Origin of the sequence: Streptomyces cahuitamycinicus, assembly GCF_002891435.1 — a bacterium.
GTDB classification, from domain to species: Bacteria; Actinomycetota; Actinomycetes; order Streptomycetales; family Streptomycetaceae; genus Streptomyces; species Streptomyces cahuitamycinicus.
In genome coordinates, this window is the sequence record NZ_POUC01000152.1 from 1 (window position 1) to 17349 (window position 17349).

The following is a 17349-nucleotide window of genomic DNA, read 5'->3' on the forward strand; positions in this document are numbered from 1 at the left end:
CTCCTCGCCCACTCCGCCACAGACCGAGTGCCGGAACCGCCGGGACCGGCTCAATCTCAGGCTCTGCTTCGGTCGTGGTGACCGGCTCAGGGTCCGGCTCGGTGACCGGGGTCACGGGTGCCGGCGGTTCCGGCACTCGGTCTGTGGCGGAGTGGGCGAGGAGGGTGCCGCCCATGAAGGCCAGGGCTGGCCAGGCTGCGACCAGGATGCGCAGCCAGGCCGGGACGTCGGTCAGGTCGAGGAGCCCTGCGGTGGCGACGTTGGCGCCGAGCGAGGCCACCAGGGCGATCACGAACCAGCACCAGGCCAGCCGGGACGGCCCGTCCGAGCGCAGCCGACGCCAGGCAGCGACCAAGAGCAGGTCCACGCTGATCGGGTAGGCCCAGGCTTTCCAGCCGTCTTGTCCGGCAGCGGCGGCCAGGTCGTGGAGGTGGGCGAAGGACAGCGCCCCGGCGATGACGGCCTGCACCAGGACGGCGTCGACGCGGAGAGCGGGGCGGGCCATCACGGCTCCTTCCTGTGATGTGGCATGGCGGGGGTAGGGACCTGGCGCGAAGCGGTCACGCCGACCGGAGGTGAGGGGGGAAGGGTCAGGCCGTGGCGGGGGCTGTCTTGGACAGCGGCACCCGGGCCGAGGGCAACGGGCCAGCCGCGGGCCGGTAGGCGGCCAGGGCGGGTACGTCGGGGGTGCGGTCGGCGTACTTGGTGCAGGTGTTTACGGCCTGGCGCAGCGAGGTGTGCGGGGCGCGGATGCGGTGCCAGCCGCCGGTCGAGTCACCGGCGATCGCGATTCCGCGTGTCTCGGCGGGGATCTGGATGGCGGCCAGGACGGCGTCCGGCGAGATGTCGCCGAAGGCCATATTGGCGGAGGTTTCGTCGTTGACGCGGTGGGCGGTGCGGCCGGTGAGCTGGGCGCGGAGCATGGTGATGCCCTTGCCGAGTTCGGAGCCGAAGCGCTGTCCGCAGATCTCCAGGTAGATGCCGGCCGCGCGGCCGAGTTGGGCGAGGCGGACCAGGGCGGTGATGATCCGGTCCCGGCGCTTCTCTTCCTCCTTCGATGCGAAAAGGGCGAGTTCGGCGACCTCGTCGACCAGGACCACGACCGGGACGGGGCGGATGTCGTCGGGCAGGTCCCAGATGTCGGCGGCGATCTCCGCGTCCGGCACCGCGACACTGACGCGCTGCTCAGCCCGGATCAGTAGGTAGACCTCCTCCATGTGGGACACCAGGGCTTCGAGCAGTTCCAGGGCGGTGTCGGGGTTGTCGGCCAGGGCGGAGAACCGGCGCGCGAGCGGGAACAGCTCGACGCCTTGCTTGCAGTCGATGCCGACCAGGGCGACGTCCATCGGGGCGAGCCCGGCTACGAGGTTGCGCTGGTAGACGGACTTGCCGGACTCCGTGGCCCCGAGGGTCAGGCCGTGGGGGACGGCGCGGTAGTCGCGGTAGTGCACCGAGCCGTCTTCCCGCAGGGCGACCGGGACCCGCATCGGACGGGTGTCGGTTTTGGTGGGCATCTGGACCTGCTTGAGCACGTCGTAGCCGGTCATCCGCACCTCAACCACACCCGAACGGACCTCGCGGGAGGTCACGCCGTACATCCCGAAGGAGTGGCGCAGCCGGTCCGTGGCCGCCGCCACGTCGAAGGCGTCCTGACCGGGGCGGAGCTTGAGCCGCAGGACCAGGCCGGTCCGGGTGGGCCGCAGCCGCAGGATGCGCGGCACCCGGGACTCCGGCACCGGCCGATTGGCCACCCGGGCCAGGGCCAGCCGCCAGCGCGAGGGCGGGACCGTCAGGCCGCAGGCGTCCATGACCGAGGCGTACCGGACCAGGACCCGCACCGTGGCGAGGACGACCCCGAAGGTCAGCCAGTACCAGGCGGGGCGCCGCCACCGCAGGAGACCCGCAGCGGCGACGACCACAACCACAGCGACCATGAACCACGTCATGATCAGGCCGCCTCAGATGCCGAACCAGCGGCGGCCAGCGAGGTGACGGCGACCGCGCGGAAGGCGATGCCGTGCCGCTTCTGGCCGTTGAACTCGTTTTCCCACGGCCGGGCGATCAAGCCCGTCAGGGCCACCGGCGTGCCCATGGCCAGGTCGCTGGAGATGCCGGGCTCGGGGACGGCGACGGAGAGGATCTCGACCTCGTCGTTGGCCGCGAACATCACGTCCACGGTCATCAGCTTGACGCCGTCGGCGTCGGTGGCGATCTCGCCGGTACGACGGTCGCGGACCTTGGGCTGCGGGGCCTTGGCGACCATCACGGTCGCGGTGGAGGTGTCTACGGGGATCTGACGCATGATGGAACTCCCTTGAGAGGGGCGGGAGCGGCGTACTTGCTTGGCGGTGGGTCGCCGCTCTTGTGAACGTGGATGGAATGCCGCAGCAAAGCCGCAGAGTGCTTCGCGCCACCAACTGGTGCGCACCAGAAGGTTGCATCTGGTGCGCACCAGATGTCAAGCGCTGTCGCGGGCCCGGCACCTCAACTCGCCTGACTGCGACGGTTCCAGGAAAGCGCGCCCGACAACGTCCCGGTAGACAACAGGGGTTAACACCAGACCGGTTAACCCCTCCCTACCTGCGTCGATGTGAGGCATCCTGCTGTTACGGCTCAACACCCACAGGAGGAACGGCAGTACCGCATGAGTGGACTCAGGGCAGCACGAACGGCACGGGCGTGGTCACAAGAGCATCTGGTGCGGGAGATCGAGCGCCATGCACGTCAGCACATGATCACCGTCGCCTCAACCGCGAGTTTGCGAGTGTACGTCTCGGAATGGGAGAACGGCCGACGAACGATCTCCAGCTACTACGCCAAGATCCTCCGTGCCCTCCTCGGCATCACTGACGTCGAACTCGGAGGCGGAGCGCAGCCGCCGGCACCCGCAGCGGCGGACGGCTACGACGAGCTGATAGACCGGATCGACGAGGCACGGAACGTCAGCCTGACCATGGTGAAGACGTTCATGGACCAGACTGAACTGCTCCGTACCATCGACCGCCAGATGGGCGCCGCAAGCCTGGTCGACCAGATGACCGCCCATCTGACACGGCTTGAGGACGCCCTTACCTTCGCCGTACTCCCGGAGACCCGACGCCCGGTCGCCCTGGCCCTGACCGGTGCGGCAACGCTCGCGGCCTGGCAGGCCCTCGATGTCGGAGCTGTCGAACGAGCCTGGCGTCACTACGAGTTGGGCAAGCGCGCCGCCCAGGAGGCCGAGGAACCGATGTACCTCGCCCATGCCACCGCCGAGCAGGCATACGTGCTCTGCGACGCCGGGCGCCCCGAAATGGCGGTGCACCTTGTTCGAGAAGCACAACGTCTCGGAGGACCGGGCATGTCTCCGCGCCTCAAGGCGTGGCTACATGCGGCCGAAGCGGAAATCTGCGCCCGAGCTGGGCTCCAAGAGGACTGCCGACGGGCCCTCGACCTTGCGATGCGTCACCTGCCGGCAGGAGATGAAGCCCGCGATCCGGACATGCTGAGCATCTTCCTGAACGAAGGTCACCTCACCAGGTGGCGCGGGAACGCACTCGCCCTGATCGGCGATGGCGAAGCCGTGGACAACCTGTACGCCGCACTGGAGACGACCGACCCCACGTTCGTCAGAGCGTCGGCAGGACTCCACTGCGACTTGGCCCAAGCCCACCTTGCCCGCGGGGAGCACGACCAGGCCCGAAAGCACCTGCGGCAAGCCCGACTCGTGGCAAGCCGGACCAAGTCAGTACGTCACAGGCGCCGGATAGAGCAGCTCAAGCAGCGCTTGTAGGCGACGCGCCGGACGCGCGTGACGCGAGCACATGGAGGAGGGCGACCAACGTGCCGGACCCCATCAGCTCACCACGAGCCATCAGGCCCGGAATGTCAGACAGCGGCACCCACGCGATATGCCCCGCCTCTTCGAGATCGGTCGGCTCCCCAACGAGCTTCGCTCCCTCACCGACGAAGATGTCGTGAGGCGAGTCGACCATGCCGACCATGGGCTGGTAAGTGACTACGTGATCCAGGGCGTTCGGCCGCCACCCGGTCTCTTCCTCGACCTCACGCAGTGCAGTCTGAAGAGGGACTTCCCCCTGGTCGACGATGCCGCCCGGCAGCTCCCAGCCGAAGGCATCAGGGACGAAGCGGTACCGCCACATCATGAGCACCCGGTCTTGGTCATCGATGACGGCAGCGATAGCCACATGGTGAAGCTTGACCACATGGTGCTCGAAGCGGTCGACGCCGGGCGGCTCGACATCGACGAGGCTCAGCTTCACCCATCGGTTGTCATACAGCGTTCGCTCACCGTGGATCTGCCATGGCTCGACATCCGCCGGCGCTTCCGTGGTCACGGATCGATCCGGCACTCGGTACGAGCTACGACCGTGCACCTCGACGACGCCCTCAGCGACCAGCTTGGCCAGCACTTGGCGCAGCGCGGTACGGCCGATCTCCAAGTCCTCCGACAGGGTTCGCTCGGACGGAAGCTTGGAACCCGGCGAGTACCTGCCCTCAGCGATCCACTCACGAATCGTGCGGTAGACCCGCTCCGACTTCGGTCCCATCCGGCGAGCACGCTCCTGTCGTCCTGCTATGTCGGCCAGCACAACTGTAGCCGGGACCTACTCACGTGAGTAGGTGAGCGTCAGCGCCGATGATCAGTCCAGCGCGGTAGGAGTTTCCCTACGTTCATCAAGGCCCGCGCACGGCGCGGGCGCGCGCCGCCGGGCGCGGCCTGCCTCCTGTCTGCGCCCCGGCTGGCCGCGCCCGGCGGCGCGCTACGTACTGCGGGCGGAAGGGGAAGTCACCCGCGGGTCACAGACATGCCTCCGGCGGGGGCGCTCAGGCTCCGAGATGGCGGGGGCGCCGTTCGCGGGCGCCGGCCGGAGTAGCGGCGGGCGCGAGGAGCTCCCATCCCGTCTGCCGTCGACCCAGGCAGAGCCGAGCAGACGCGGCCCCTGGCGTCCAGGTCGTTCGTACAGTGGCGCGCTCCACCTGGACGCCAGGGACCACGCCCGCTCCACGGTGTGTGGGTCGACGGCAGACGGGATGGGAGCCAGGGAAGGTAGTGGGTCGAAGGGTCCCAAGCCTGGCTCCTCGCAGTCGGCGCTACTCGGTGGCCTTGGGATGCTTAGGTCCCGCGTGGAGCAACCAAACGATGCGCTTGGCCTCATCGACGCAGTACCAGATGCGCCCTCCCGACGTAACTTCGTACTGCCAGAGGGGATACGACTGTCCGTCGAAGGTGGTGGACCTCAGACTGCCCTTCAACCGATGCTGACGAGTCGTCTCCGGAAAAGGGCAAGGCTGAGCCCGGAGAACCTCAAAGGCTCTCCGGGCATTGGCCGTTGCAGTCCTGCAAAGCTCGTCCCATCCGCGCTTCGCGTCAGACTTGCCGAACTTCACGTCCCACTCGTCACCTATCGGCGGAGGGGCGACACGCTCTCGCCTTCCCCCACTCACCAGGCGAACACCCCTTGAGGGTCAGCAGACTTCGACCCGTCCGAGATCATCAAGCTCCCCCTCAGTCAACGCAACGCGCAGCTTGGGATCAGCATAAACCTCAGCAGTGCTTCGCCATGCGGCCACAGCGGTCTCAAGTGGGGCGAGGTTCTCCAGGTCATCGCACGCATGGATGGTCTGCACCAGATCAACCAGGAACTCGCGTACGTCCTCTTCCGACAGGTAGCGCACCCACGGGAACACGTCAGGCAGAACCATCAGCAGCCCCCTAGCTCCGGCGTCCTGCTTCATCAGCGAGACGAACATGCGGCTGGCAACGCTGAAGCCATTAGCTGTGGACTCAGCCTGAGCCGCACTCATCAACACAAGATCCTCTTCGTTACGGCGGCGCAGCAGTACCCCCTTACCGTGGGCAGCCTTGTCGGCCACCTCACTCTGCTTACGCATGAGCTCGGAGAACGGGACTTGGTCGGCGTATCGCGTGCTCATGACTCCGATGATTGCAGAAGTAGTGCTGAAGTCAATCGGACTGTCATCACGTTTCCGCAGGTCAGGGATTCGAAAGCGTTACGTTGCAGCTCGCGGCACAGTAAAGACTAAGCAAAAACTTCGGGCATATCGGACACCTCTCCGCGTTAGACCGACACCTGCCGCTACGCTCCGGAATCGCCTGCGATTAGCGTAGCGCCGGAGCGTAGCGGCAGGTGGGGGGCAAGGCCCGCATTTCGTCACTTAGAGTGAACTTGCGTAGGCATTTTGGGCGTTATGTGCGAAATATTCGGCGCCCACACCTGCCGTGAACGCAGCCCGCACAGACATCTGCACGACTGCTGGCAGCTAGAGAGATGTGATCTGCGTCACAATCCTTGAACGCTCCGGCGCGCTGCGCTCATTGCAACTTGCGCCGCTCCCGCCCGAACTCAAGGAGGCAGCAGCTCCTGTCTTGTGCCTGCTCGGGCGGCGACCGACGGGGACTCACGGGATGCGGGAGGCGACGTTGCCAGTCTGTGCAGGTCAGCATCACACCCGACCAGGCGCAAAGCGGTTGCGCGATCTTCCAGACTGGTGCCCCATTTACCCAGGCAACGCAGCAAGGCGCCACCGGGTCACGGAACCACTCAGTCAACTGACGACGTCACTGTCCAGCGCCGCACTCGCATGTTGGAGAAACTCTCGAACGCCTTGGTCCAGCTGCTTGAGCTTCTCGGGAAACGCTGAAGTGTCGTAGGCAACGGTGGAGTCACCCGCCTCGTCAGAGATGCGAGCGAAGCTCTGCAGGATCCGGAACGGGGCAACGAGGCCACTCGACAGCTCCGTCACTTTGGTCACGAAAGGTTCGAGTTCAGCCGGTCCGTCCAGGACAACATGCCGGCCAAAGCGGCTAACCTCGTCAGCGAGTGCAATGGCGTGGGCCACGTAGCCATCCTTGAACTCACTGTGCTTCAGGTACGAGGCGGAGCGTGCACCTTCATCCCCAGAAGGTCTCGACCGGTCGAGGAGCCGTCCGAAGTTCACCCAAGGCTCTAGATGATCGTGGAGCGTCGCAACAGCGGATGAGAACGCCTCGTAGGAGGCTCTTCGCGGTTCCCTGCGCTCACGTAATGACTCATTACGCATCTGCATCTTGGTTGCGGACCTCGCGGTCCAGCCAGTCACGATCATGCCGATCGTTCCCACTCCTGCGCCCAATACGGCAGCTATCCCTGCATCCATGACGACCATGATGCCGCCGACGTGTCACCGCCAAAATGAACCAGCAAGTACACCGGCATGCCAGGCTCGTTGACGGCAGCGCTGACGGCAACGACGGCAGACGACAGCGGCACTCAGCGGCTCGGAACGGTGGCGGGACGAAACGATCTGACCGGCCCTCCACGCCCTGCCCGCATCTTCTAAGCACTTGGCCGCAGGTTCGCGTCCTGCCGGGGGTGCAATTCTCCGCCCTCCCGTTCGGGAGGGCTTTTTGCCAGACTGCCCGATGGGCCGGAAGCTTACGGGCCAAGATCTTCGAGGCTCACGCCAAAGCAGCTCCAGCCCAGAGCCGCTCCACCGACCGCGTACTCTAGGTTATGGAGTCACACCGCTGCTGCCAGAACAAGGTAATCCCTAAGTAGTGCGAGGAGCACAGCGAGAGCGCCTGCTACTCATTCGTATAGCCCGCGCAGCCTACGACCCTTTAGGTCAAAAAGATGCACAATTTGCAAAACACAGGGGTCTCCTTGACTAATGCCTGCCTGTCGGTACTCCGTATACTCGATCGGCATATAGAGGATTAGATAGTTCCACGACGCATGGGGATCATCCTCGTAGCCGTATACGCCCGCATTGATGGCTGCCCGATTTGCCGGGGTAATCCCTCGGCGCACCCGACTTCCGTTCACGTATCCATTATCTTGGTCATTTAGATAATTAGGATCCGTCGACTGCGGCAAATGATGCACTGCGACCGTGATGATGTCTTGCGCGGTTGCCGGGAACCTCTCATGCAGATGTCGAAGCTGAGTCGCGGCCTGCGGGGCCCACCATGTGGTCATGGTCACCACGCTAAGAAGGAGTGCCAAGATTGGCACTCCTTCTGGGTCCACGAGAGTGACGGCGAGGAGACAGCGATCAATCTCGCTTCGAGACATCCAGGCCAAGCTCTGCTGCAAGGCCGTCCGAACTGATCGCGTCGCTACCCTGCGTTGCCTTCTGCGCATCGCTCAGCGCTTGCACGAGGTCCGGATTGTCGTGCGCAAGCACCAGGTTTTGCAGGGTGGCTCCAGCCAGCGGCAAGATCGCAGCCTGGAAGACACCGTGGCGGGTGACTAGCGCAGGCCGCAGCGTTTCATTGACTCGGGCAATCACCTGCGAGAGGTTCTGATTCAACTCCCGCATAGTCACGATCTCTGCATGATCGAACGAGACCGTTGCCTGCGCGTCTCCGCTCTCGACTTGCGACAGATGCAAGACCATCTCGCTCCTCCTTGACATGGCGTCCATCTGGCGACACTACGTGAGTGCGGGACAAATGTACAGCGAAGTGTTCTACTTGATCTATGGCAAGATCAAAAATTGGCCGCTTGCTCTCTCACCTCCGCTCTGCGCCTGCGCCTGCGCCTGCGCCTGCGGGGGAGGCTAAGGGCGCTGAGGACGAGACGCCACCTGTCGATCCCGAGCTGTCCTCTGCCATCGTGCAAGAACACGTGGCCGCCACTGAAACCTTCCGAGCCGCCGCACGATGGCTCGTAGCCGTCAGTGGAGCGATCGCAGCAGTCCTGGTGGCTGGCCTTCAGCTCACAGCTCTGGGCTCCCTCGCAGGCCGCCGGCTGAGCATGGCCGTGGTGCTCTTCCTGGTAGCCATTACCTCGGTCGGCTTCATCCTCCTGCGGGCTGCACAAGTTCTTGCCCCAACTGCGCAAACCCTCACCGAGTTGCGTGACATGGACATCGCTGAAGTTAGGGGGCAGGCCGAGGGGGTGCCTCCCCTATGGCGTAGCCCTCGGCGAATCGCGAAGCGCGTACTGTATGGCTCCGAGTTTAAGTTGAGCGCTGCCGTAAATGACTGGCGTCATGCTCTGGAGAGCTTCAACCTGCAAGGAGTAGATGAAATCTATCTGCTCTACACCGGGAAGACTCCCGTGCGCATCGCTCAACAGATTCGCGCCGGAAAGCCCCGAATCTCACGACCCGAGCTCGAGTTCGCGGCTCAGCAGCTGATCAGCTTCGTTGAGCTGCGCGACACACAGCACCGTTACAAGCGACTCACGAATTCCTTGGTCCCGGCGGGCTTTCTAGCCTCGATGTCTATCGTCTTTTTCGCTCTCACGGCATTCCCAAGCCCCGACCCAAAAGTCAATAAACCTCTAACTGTCGAGGTAATTTTCACTTCGCGTGCCGAAGACTTGAAAGGTTCACTCAAGAAATGTGAGAGGCAGGTCCGGCGAGGTACCGCCGTTGCTGGGACTCTTAGAGAGCCAGAGGTCTATATCCGGCCTGTGAGCGCGGCCGACAAATGCTCTGGGCGGCACGTCATCAACCCCAGCATCGGCGTGGTCATCTACAAGTAGCCGCACAATTCGCGGCGCTGGAGGCGTCGCTGATGCGTTGGCCGCGTCCCGGACTACGCGGCCCACCTCTATCATGTCTGCGGCCTCACTTCGCTGCGTCATGAAGAGCTTCACGAGCGCCAAAGGCTAGGACCACAAGTGAGCGGCAGAGAGCCATGGCTGGTCGGGGCCGCCCACACTGCCCCGCCCAACATCGCCGACACTGGCGACCAGGGTGCTCATTCGGTAAAGATCAAGGCTCCGAGCATCGGCGGCGGCCGGCTCGCGATCGTACCGAGACAGCTCAGCGCAGCGCACAATTTGCTGTGCAGTGAGACATCGACTCTGGGGGCCGACTCCGGCGGTCGAGGCCAGATTGTTGCCCTGCCGTGGGCTATCCGTGGACTCGTCTGGCCAGATCCACTAGGACCAAGCCTGCTAGCTGCTGCTTTGCACAGGTCCCAAGCGGCCTCCGGAGCCGTTGCAGTACAGCAGAGAAGTACGGCAACCACGATCATCAGGCTCGGCCCCACCGCACCGTGCCAGGTGCACGCCGGACGAGAACAGGGAGCCCCGGAGCATGGCCGAGGCTCCCTGCGGCACTGCACACCGCTGCCGCTCAGCCCTTCAAGGGCGTCCAGGCACAACGGGCGTGCGTCCGCGACTGGTCGCTACACGCAGCACGTCTCGCAGTGCGCTCGTCAGTTGGGCAGCGAGAAGGTTGAGCTCCTCCGGGTCCTCGGTCTCGTCGTCGAGTACCTGATGTGAGTGCTCCAGTAGTTGGGACGCCATCCCGAGTTGGAAGGCCTCGATGTGGTCCGCCAGGCGGGAGACGTAGCCGCCTTGGTCATCGGTGCTCAAGTAGCACGGCTTGCCGTCCGGCCCTGCCCACGGGAGAAGTCTCAGTTCGTCATGTGCCGTCATCCCCGTGTGCCCTTCTCGGTGATCTCGGCGCTGAGCGCTAGCGTCCCACTCGATGCCGACCCGCTCACCGCGTCACCTCTGGGCTGAGGCCGGCCGGGTGCCGCGTGGCACAGGCAATCGCAAGCCTCGTAGATCAAGGGAAGGTCGACCGGCGCCAACTCCGGCGACGACTCCGCGCAGGCGTGATGTGTGCCGATCTGGCATGCAGTCGAGCGGTACGAGGTGGCCGAGGCTTCCGAGCCCTTGGCTTGCCGCCGTGATGGCATCACTGAACCCCCACGAGGGTCGACCTGGCGTCGGCTGGGAGATAGGGAACGAGGACGACCCTAGGTCGGCGTGCGCGCTCTTCATGCGCCAGTACATACGGACGGACAAGTGCGGTGTCCTCACCCCGGAGTGGCTGCCAGTGGCCCGCCCTGTCGAGAGCCTGGCCCAGGACGACCGTCGACTCGTCGGCGAATGCAGCGGAAGCGGGAGCAAGCGTCGGCCGGGACGGCCGTAAGGGGCGGCGGTGCCTGCCCTTGGGGAAGTACCGCTCTCTGGCAAGCGAGGCGACACGGCGGATACGGTTGAGCACGCTGGTCAGCTCCTATCGCTGATAGCTCGGTCCCCCGACGTCGCCCGTCGTGGGGACCGCTTTGTTTACGACCGCCCAGAGGGTGCGGTCGTTCAGGCTCGTGGCGAGAAGCCCGAACCGATCGGCCTCAGCCACTGCTTCCAGGACCTCCCGCCATAAGTCGGCGGTGAGTGATTCCGGTACCTCCGCCTCGATCGACGTGTGCCGGTCGTGCTCGTCCACGCGTGCGGGCAGCCCGAGGCCGGACAGCCGGGCAGCGATGGCTGCCGCGCGGACTCCCGAAGCGGGCACAGGGCAGCCTCCGTTAACCGGCGATCACTTTGAGTGAAGCTAGTTAACTAGATTAGAGCTAGTGGACTAGATTTTCCATATGTCTGAGCAGCCGCCCTACCTCCGCATCGCCGACGAACTCCGGCGGCGGATCGCGGAGCACGTGTGGGAGCCGGGAGACCGGCTGCCGTCGCGCGCTCAGATCGGCCAGGAGTGCGGCGTCGGCGAGAACGTGGTTCGCCGCGCGCAGGAGCTGCTGATCTCCCAGGGTGTGCTGGAAGGTCGCGCCGGATCGGGGACCTACGTCGCCGAGCCCCGGCAACGGGTGCGGGTCGTCCGGTCGTCTGCGCGCGAGCAGCCTGAGAAGTCGCCCTTCCGTGCCGATATGAAGGCTCTGGGCAAGCAAGGCGACTGGGAGAGCAAGACCGACGCCAAGGTGCCCGCCCCAGCAGACATCGCTGCGCGGTTGGGCATCGCCGAGGGCGATCTGTGCGTCAGGACGGCATACGAGTTCCTGGCCGACGGCAGGCCGGTGCAGCTGTCGACGAGCTGGGAGCCGTACGACCTCACGGCAGGGACTCTCGTCGTTCTCCCCGAGGGAGGCCCGCACGCTGGGGCCGGTGTCGTGAACCGCATGGCAGCGATCGGCGTCAACGTCAGCCACGCGGTGGAGCAGCCGGAGCCGCGTCAGGCGACCGCCGAGGAGGCCTCTCTTCTGGGCATCCAGAAGGCCGCCCTCGTCACGCACATCCGGCGGACGTACTACAGCGACGACGGGCGCCCCGTCGAGACAGCGGACATCGTCGTGCCCGCAGCTCACTGCGAGATCGTCTACGAAATCCCGATCAACCGGTAGCCGCAGGCCTGTCGAGGGCCGGGTGCGGCGGTGCTTCGGGCGTGTCCACGCCCATCAAGGGGTGAGGGTGGTCAGCCCGGCCGTTCACTCGTGGCGGCGGCCCAACCCCACGCATGCTGCCCACAAGTGATCATTCCTGGGCCGTCCCTGGGCCGTGCGAGGGTGCCCGAGGCCGACCGACGGCAACCAACAGTGACAGGCGAGTCCAAGCCGTCCACCACGAACCCCCAGGTCACAGCCCCCCACCCATACGCGTTTCCACCCAGGGCTGGCGGTACGGCAAGATGGGGTGTATCTGCCCACTGCCAGTTTCAAGCTGCCGGACGGTTTCTCTTGGCTGAGTTCATTTACACCATGCGCAAGGCGCGCAAAGCGCACGGCGACAAGGTGATCCTCGACGACGTGACGACCAGCTTCCTGCCGGGGGCGAAGATCGGCGTCGTCGGCCCGAACGGCGCCGGCAAGTCGACGATCCTGAAGATCATGGCCGGCATCGAGCAGCCGTCCAACGGTGACGCCTTCCTCACGCCCGGTTACACGGTCGGCATCCTGCTCCAGGAGCCGCCGCTGACCGAGGACAAGACCGTCCTGGAGAACGTCCAGGAGGGTGTCGCCGGGATCAAGGGCAAGCTCGACCGGTTCAACGAGATCGCCGAGCAGATGGCGACCGACTACACCGACGAGCTCATGAACGAGATGGGCAAGCTCCAGGAGGACCTCGACCACGCCAACGCGTGGGACCTGGACGCCCAGCTGGAGCAGGCCATGGACGCCCTGGGCTGCCCGCCCGGCGACTGGCCCGTCACCAACCTGTCCGGCGGTGAGCGCCGCCGCGTCGCGCTGTGCAAGCTGCTGCTGGAGCAGCCCGACCTGCTGCTGCTCGACGAGCCCACCAACCACCTCGACGCCGAGTCGGTGAACTGGCTGGAGCAGCACCTGGCCAAGTACCCCGGCACCGTCGTCGCGGTCACCCACGACCGGTACTTCCTCGACAACGTCGCCCAGTGGATCTGCGAGGTCGACCGCGGTCGCCTCTACCCCTACGAGGGCAACTACTCCAAGTACCTGGAGACCAAGGCCGCCCGCCTCAAGGTCGAGGGCCAGAAGGACGCCAAGCGGCAGAAGCGGCTCAAGGAAGAGCTGGAGTGGGTGCGGTCCAACGCCAAGGGGCGGCAGGCCAAGTCCAAGGCGCGTCTGGCTCGCTACGAGGAGATGGCCGCCGAGGCCGACAAGATGCGGAAGCTGGACTTCGAGGAGATCCAGATCCCGCCGGGCCCGCGCCTGGGCAGCGTCGTCGTCGAGGTCAGCAACCTCAGCAAGGGCTTCGGCGACAAGCTGCTCATCGACGACCTCAGCTTCACGCTGCCGCGGAACGGGATCGTCGGGATCATCGGCCCGAACGGCGCCGGCAAGACCACCCTGTTCAAGATGATCCAGGGCATCGAGGAGCCGGACTCCGGCGCCATCAAGGTCGGCGACACCGTCAAGATTTCCTACGTCGACCAGAGCCGCGAGAAAATCGACCCGAAGAAGTCGCTGTGGGCCGTCGTCTCCGACGAGCTGGACTACATCAACGTGGGCCAGGTCGAGATGCCGTCGCGCGCCTACGTCTCGGCCTTCGGGTTCAAGGGGCCGGACCAGCAGAAGGCGGCCGGGGTGCTCTCCGGCGGTGAGCGCAACCGTCTGAACCTCGCGCTCACCCTCAAGCAGGGCGGCAACCTGCTGCTCCTCGACGAGCCGACGAACGACCTCGACGTCGAGACCCTCTCCAGCCTGGAGAACGCGCTGCTGGAGTTCCCCGGTGCGGCCGTGGTCGTCTCCCACGACCGGTGGTTCCTGGACCGGGTCGCCACGCACATCCTCGCCTACGAGGGCGAGTCCAAGTGGTTCTGGTTCGAGGGCAACTTCGAGTCGTACGAGAAGAACAAGATCGAGCGGCTCGGTCCGGACGCCGCCCGTCCGCACCGCGCCACCTACAAGAAGCTGACCCGGGGCTGATCGATCTTGCGGCACATCTACCGCTGCCCGCTGCGCTGGGCGGACATGGACGCGTACGGCCACGTCAACAACGTGGTTTTCCTCCGCTACCTGGAGGAAGCACGTATCGATTTCCTGTTCCGCCCGGACAAGGACTTCCAGCAGGGGTCTGTGGTGGCACGCCATGAGATCGACTACAAGCGGCAGCTCGTGCACCGGCACCACCCGGTGGACATCGAGCTGTGGGTCACCGAGATCAGGGCCGCGTCCTTCACCCTCACCTACGAGGTGAAGGACGGCGACCAGGTCTACGTGCGGGCCTCGACGGTGATCGTGCCGTTCGACTTCGAGGCCCAGCGCCCACGCCGGATCACCGCGGAGGAACGGGAGTTCCTCCGCGAGTACACGGATGACGCGGCGGAGGGGGCCGTCGCGGCATGACGGCGCTCCACCTCGCAGACGAGGGGGAGGCGGCGGATCTCGCGGCCTTCCTCTCCCGGCTGCTCCACTACGACCGTGGAGCAGCGGTGCGTCTGCAGGCGGCGGGCACCGCACTGGCCGTCTTCGGCCGGCCGCCGTCCTTCGAGGTGCTGGCCGTGCGGGCGGTGCGGCTTGCGAAGCCGTACGAGAAGGGTCTCGAGGTCACGCTGGACGTGACCGTGTCCGCCGGTGAGCTGCTGGAGACGGTGGACGAGAAGGCCGGCACGGTGGTTGTGCCGGGCGCGGTGACCGGGCCGCCGTGGGCGGGTGTGCTGCCGCCCCGTGGCGGCTGGCGTACCGAGCCGGGGCTTCCCGCGCCGGACGCCCTGCGGTCCCTCGTCGCCGGCGTCGTCGCCGAATTCCGGTCCCGCACGCAGGAGCTGCCCTCCGAACAGCGGACGCGGGCCGAGCTCGACCGGATCGGCCGCGACATCTGGTCCCGTACGGTCGGGGACACCCGGCTGCCCGTGCGGGCCGTGCACGCGGCGCAGTCCCTCGGCTTCCTGCGGCCCGGGGCGCCGCCGGCGCTGTTCTCGTCGGGCGCGTGGCTGAGGCTGCGCACGCCGTACGGGTCCATCGCGGTACGACGTACCGGGCTCGGGGCGCTGGACGTCAGCGTCCGCTGACCGGGCCCCCGGCAGGCGTCAGCCCGCGGTGTTGACCATCGAGGCCGCCGCGTACGTCAGGTAGTTCCACAGCGTGTGCTCGTGCTCCTCGGAAAGGCCGAGCTCCTCGACGGCGACCCGCATGTGCCTCAGCCACGCGTCGTGCGCCGCCCGGTCGATCGCGAAGGGCGCGTGCCGCATCCGCAGCCGAGGGTGGCCGCGGTTCTCGCTGTACGTCGTGGGGCCGCCCCAGTACTGGATGAGGAACAGCGTGAAGCGCTCCTCGGCCGGGCCGAGGTCCTCCTCGGGGTACATGGGCCGCAGCAGCGGGTCCTCGGCGACTCCCTCGTAGAAACGGTGGACGAGCCGACGGAAGGTCTCCTCCCCGCCGACCTGCTCGTAGAAGGTCTGCTCGTGAAGCGTGCCGCGCCGAATCTCTGTCACGCGCTCCATGGTCTCAGACGCCCCGGCATAGGACTCAAGACCTAGGACCCCGCCCGCCCCTACTGTGGAGACATGGGCGGTTACGCACCCGGCAGGGAGCTCGAAGGACTCGCCACCGCCGCGCGGGCGGCGCTGGTGCGGCGGATCGAGGCGAGCGGGGCCTGGGACGCCGATCCGGGCTGGCAGGAGGCCTTCGCGGCGGTTCCGCGGCATCTCTTCGTGCCGTACTACTACGTCGGTGTCGCCGGCGGCTACGAACGCCGCTGGGGCCAGAGCACCGACCCCGAGGCGCGTGAGCGGTGGATGCGGGGCGCCTACGAGGACACCCCGCTGGCCACCCGGCTGCGCGACGGCGAGCTGCTGTCCTCCAGCAGCCAGCCGTCCTTGATGGCGGACATGCTGGCCGCGCTGGGCGTCGAGGACGGCCACACCGTCCTGGAGATCGGCGCCGGCACCGGCTACAACGCGGCGCTGCTGGCCCACCGGCTGGGTGACGACAGGGTCACCACCGTCGACCTGGACCCGGAGATCACCGAGTCGGCCCGCCGGCACCTGGCAGCCGCCGGGTACCACCCGGTCGTCGTCACCGGCGACGGCGCCCGGGGCGTGCCGGAGCGCGCGCCGTTCGACCGGATCATCGCCACCTGCGCCCTGGGCGGCGTCCCGCACGCGTGGGTCGCGCAGAGCCGCCCCGGCGGCCGGATTCTCATGCCGCTGGCCACCGGCTTGATCATGCTCACGGTGACGGAGTCGGGGCAGGCCGAGGGACACTTCCTGCACACGCCCGCCTATTTCGTGCCGCTGCGCGGGGCCGGCCGGCCCGGGGGCGAGCCGGTCCAGCTGGGCGGGGTGCCGCGCCGGGCCCGGGAGGACGACCTGTTCCGCTTCCTGCTGGCCCTGACCCGCGGCAGCCTCGACCCTCAGGAGGCGCACGCGCTGTGGGAGCAGGAGGGCAGGCCGCAGCGCGAGCGCTACGGCATCACCGTCCGCGGTGAGAGGCAGTGGGCCTGGCTGGACGACCCGGAGGGGCCGTACGCCTGGCCCCTCCCGTCGTGACGTGGCTGCCCGCCGGGCTCAGCCGCGGCGGATCGTGATGGTCGTCCAGGCGCCCACGTGCACCCGGTCGCCGTCCTGCAGCGGTACGGGGACGAAGGGCTGGATCGGCTCGTCCGAGCCGTTGACCGTCGTGCCGTTCGTCGAGTTCTGGTCGACGACCGCCCAGCTGCCGTCCGGCTGCTGGACCAGCACCGCGTGCTGGTGCGAGACGCCCGGGTCCTCCGGCGGCGTCGACAGGTCGATGTCGGGGGTGTCGCCGGTGGAGTGCCGGCGCCGCCCGATCGTGAGCTGGTTGCCGGTGAGCCGGCGCTGCTGCTCGGGCGAGTACGCGGGCAGGTTCAGGCCGGTGGCCTCGGGGCCGGAGCGCTGCATCATCGCCATGAAGTAGTCGCGGTCCGGGCCGATGGTCGCCGTCCACGTCGCGGGTCCCTGCGGCGCCTGGGGCTGCTGCGGGAAGCCACCCGGGCCGGGCGGGGCCTGGGTCGCGCCGGGCTGCGGGTAGCCGTAGCCGCCCTGGCCGGGACCGCCGTGGCCGGGACCACCCTGGCCGCCGGGGCCGGACGACGGCGGGGAGATCACCCAGTCGTCGTCACCGCCGCCGAAGGACGGACCGCCCTGCTGCCCGGGCCGCTGGGTCTCCTGCGGGAATCCGGGCGGGGCCGGCGGGCCGGACTGGTGGAAGGC

19 protein-coding genes are annotated in these 17349 nt (G+C 66.9%); 7 read left to right on the forward strand and 12 right to left on the reverse strand.

Going from position 1 to position 17349, the window contains the following annotated elements; all coding sequences use genetic code 11:
• The 3 genes from C1J00_RS20950 to C1J00_RS20960 all read right to left on the reverse strand — a co-directional run.
• Positions 1-505: DUF2637 domain-containing protein (locus C1J00_RS20950; protein WP_102910603.1), on the reverse strand; the 505-nt coding region annotated here is incomplete at its 3' end.
• 85 nt (positions 506-590) lie between these two features.
• Positions 591-1946 carry an FtsK/SpoIIIE domain-containing protein gene (locus C1J00_RS20955; RefSeq protein WP_102910604.1) on the reverse strand — a complete coding sequence of 452 codons (1356 nt, stop codon included), beginning with the start codon at positions 1944-1946 and terminating at the stop codon, positions 591-593.
• 2 nt (positions 1947-1948) lie between these two features.
• Complete coding sequence (locus tag C1J00_RS20960) at positions 1949-2302, reverse strand: SCO3933 family regulatory protein (RefSeq protein ID WP_102910605.1); 354 nt, start codon at positions 2300-2302, stop codon at positions 1949-1951.
• Between the two features lie 429 nt (positions 2303-2731).
• Between C1J00_RS20960 and C1J00_RS20965 the strand changes: the two genes are divergently transcribed.
• Positions 2732-3772, forward strand: coding sequence for an NsdA family TPR-like regulatory protein (locus tag C1J00_RS20965; protein WP_180989631.1), 1041 nt, complete (start codon positions 2732-2734; stop codon positions 3770-3772).
• Here C1J00_RS20965 and C1J00_RS20970 read toward each other — a convergent pair.
• The 5 genes from C1J00_RS20970 to C1J00_RS20990 all read right to left on the reverse strand — a co-directional run bounded on the left by C1J00_RS20970 (position 3756) and on the right by C1J00_RS20990 (position 8403).
• Positions 3756-4550: a GntR family transcriptional regulator gene (locus tag C1J00_RS20970; RefSeq protein WP_102910607.1), complete on the reverse strand. Its 795-nt coding sequence runs from the start codon at positions 4548-4550 to the stop codon at positions 3756-3758. The two genes, C1J00_RS20965 and C1J00_RS20970, sit on opposite strands and share 17 nt — an antisense overlap.
• Positions 4551-5469: 919 nt before the next feature.
• The gene (locus C1J00_RS20980; protein ID WP_102910609.1) at positions 5470-5937 is read right to left on the reverse strand and encodes a hypothetical protein; all 468 of its coding nucleotides are present in this window, start codon (positions 5935-5937) and stop codon (positions 5470-5472) included.
• Between the two features lie 633 nt (positions 5938-6570).
• The gene (locus tag C1J00_RS44695) at positions 6571-7161 is read right to left on the reverse strand and encodes a hypothetical protein (RefSeq protein WP_146046220.1); all 591 of its coding nucleotides are present in this window, start codon (positions 7159-7161) and stop codon (positions 6571-6573) included.
• A 431-nt stretch (positions 7162-7592) separates the two neighbouring features.
• The gene (locus C1J00_RS44700) at positions 7593-8009 is read right to left on the reverse strand and encodes a hypothetical protein (protein WP_146046221.1); all 417 of its coding nucleotides are present in this window, start codon (positions 8007-8009) and stop codon (positions 7593-7595) included.
• A gap of 49 nt (positions 8010-8058) precedes the next feature.
• A complete protein-coding gene (locus C1J00_RS20990; protein WP_180989629.1) occupies positions 8059-8403 on the reverse strand; it encodes a type II toxin-antitoxin system prevent-host-death family antitoxin in 345 nt (114 codons plus the stop codon).
• Positions 8404-8633: 230 nt separating this feature from the next.
• Between C1J00_RS20990 and C1J00_RS44705 the strand changes: the two genes are divergently transcribed.
• A complete protein-coding gene (locus C1J00_RS44705) occupies positions 8634-9497 on the forward strand; it encodes a hypothetical protein (RefSeq protein WP_146046222.1) in 864 nt (287 codons plus the stop codon).
• A 606-nt stretch (positions 9498-10103) separates the two neighbouring features.
• Here the strand turns inward: C1J00_RS44705 and C1J00_RS20995 are convergent.
• Together C1J00_RS20995 and C1J00_RS46900 are read right to left on the reverse strand one after the other, a co-directional pair.
• A complete protein-coding gene (locus tag C1J00_RS20995) occupies positions 10104-10400 on the reverse strand; it encodes a hypothetical protein (RefSeq protein ID WP_102910612.1) in 297 nt (98 codons plus the stop codon).
• Positions 10401-10989: 589 nt separating this feature from the next.
• Complete coding sequence (locus C1J00_RS46900; RefSeq protein ID WP_102910614.1) at positions 10990-11268, reverse strand: hypothetical protein; 279 nt, start codon at positions 11266-11268, stop codon at positions 10990-10992.
• 79 nt (positions 11269-11347) lie between these two features.
• On the opposite strand from C1J00_RS46900, the gene C1J00_RS21015 reads away from it, so the two are divergent.
• The 4 genes from C1J00_RS21015 (at position 11348) to C1J00_RS21030 (ending at position 15186) form a co-directional block, all read left to right on the forward strand.
• Positions 11348-12103, forward strand: coding sequence for a GntR family transcriptional regulator (locus C1J00_RS21015; RefSeq protein WP_102910615.1), 756 nt, complete (start codon positions 11348-11350; stop codon positions 12101-12103).
• A gap of 333 nt (positions 12104-12436) precedes the next feature.
• On the forward strand, positions 12437-14101 hold the full coding sequence (gene ettA, locus C1J00_RS21020; protein ID WP_102910616.1) for an energy-dependent translational throttle protein EttA: 1665 nt from the start codon (positions 12437-12439) through the stop codon (positions 14099-14101).
• A 6-nt stretch (positions 14102-14107) separates the two neighbouring features.
• Positions 14108-14521, forward strand: a complete 414-nt coding sequence (locus tag C1J00_RS21025; protein WP_102910617.1) for an acyl-CoA thioesterase — start codon at positions 14108-14110, stop codon at positions 14519-14521.
• Positions 14518-15186, forward strand: a complete 669-nt coding sequence (locus C1J00_RS21030; protein WP_102910618.1) for a DUF8010 domain-containing protein — start codon at positions 14518-14520, stop codon at positions 15184-15186. Before C1J00_RS21025 ends, C1J00_RS21030 begins: the two co-directional genes overlap by 4 nt.
• Positions 15187-15204: 18 nt before the next feature.
• On the opposite strand, the gene C1J00_RS21035 is transcribed toward C1J00_RS21030, so the two are convergent.
• Positions 15205-15618 carry a globin gene (locus tag C1J00_RS21035; protein WP_102910619.1) on the reverse strand — a complete coding sequence of 138 codons (414 nt, stop codon included), beginning with the start codon at positions 15616-15618 and terminating at the stop codon, positions 15205-15207.
• Positions 15619-15681: 63 nt separating this feature from the next.
• Here C1J00_RS21035 and C1J00_RS21040 point away from each other — a divergent pair, with 63 nt between their 5' ends.
• Positions 15682-16665, forward strand: coding sequence for a methyltransferase domain-containing protein (locus C1J00_RS21040; RefSeq protein WP_102910620.1), 984 nt, complete (start codon positions 15682-15684; stop codon positions 16663-16665).
• 18 nt (positions 16666-16683) lie between these two features.
• Here the strand turns inward: C1J00_RS21040 and C1J00_RS45355 are convergent.
• Positions 16684-17349 (reverse strand): FHA domain-containing protein (locus C1J00_RS45355; protein WP_180989630.1); only part of this gene is annotated, 666 nt, incomplete at its 5' end.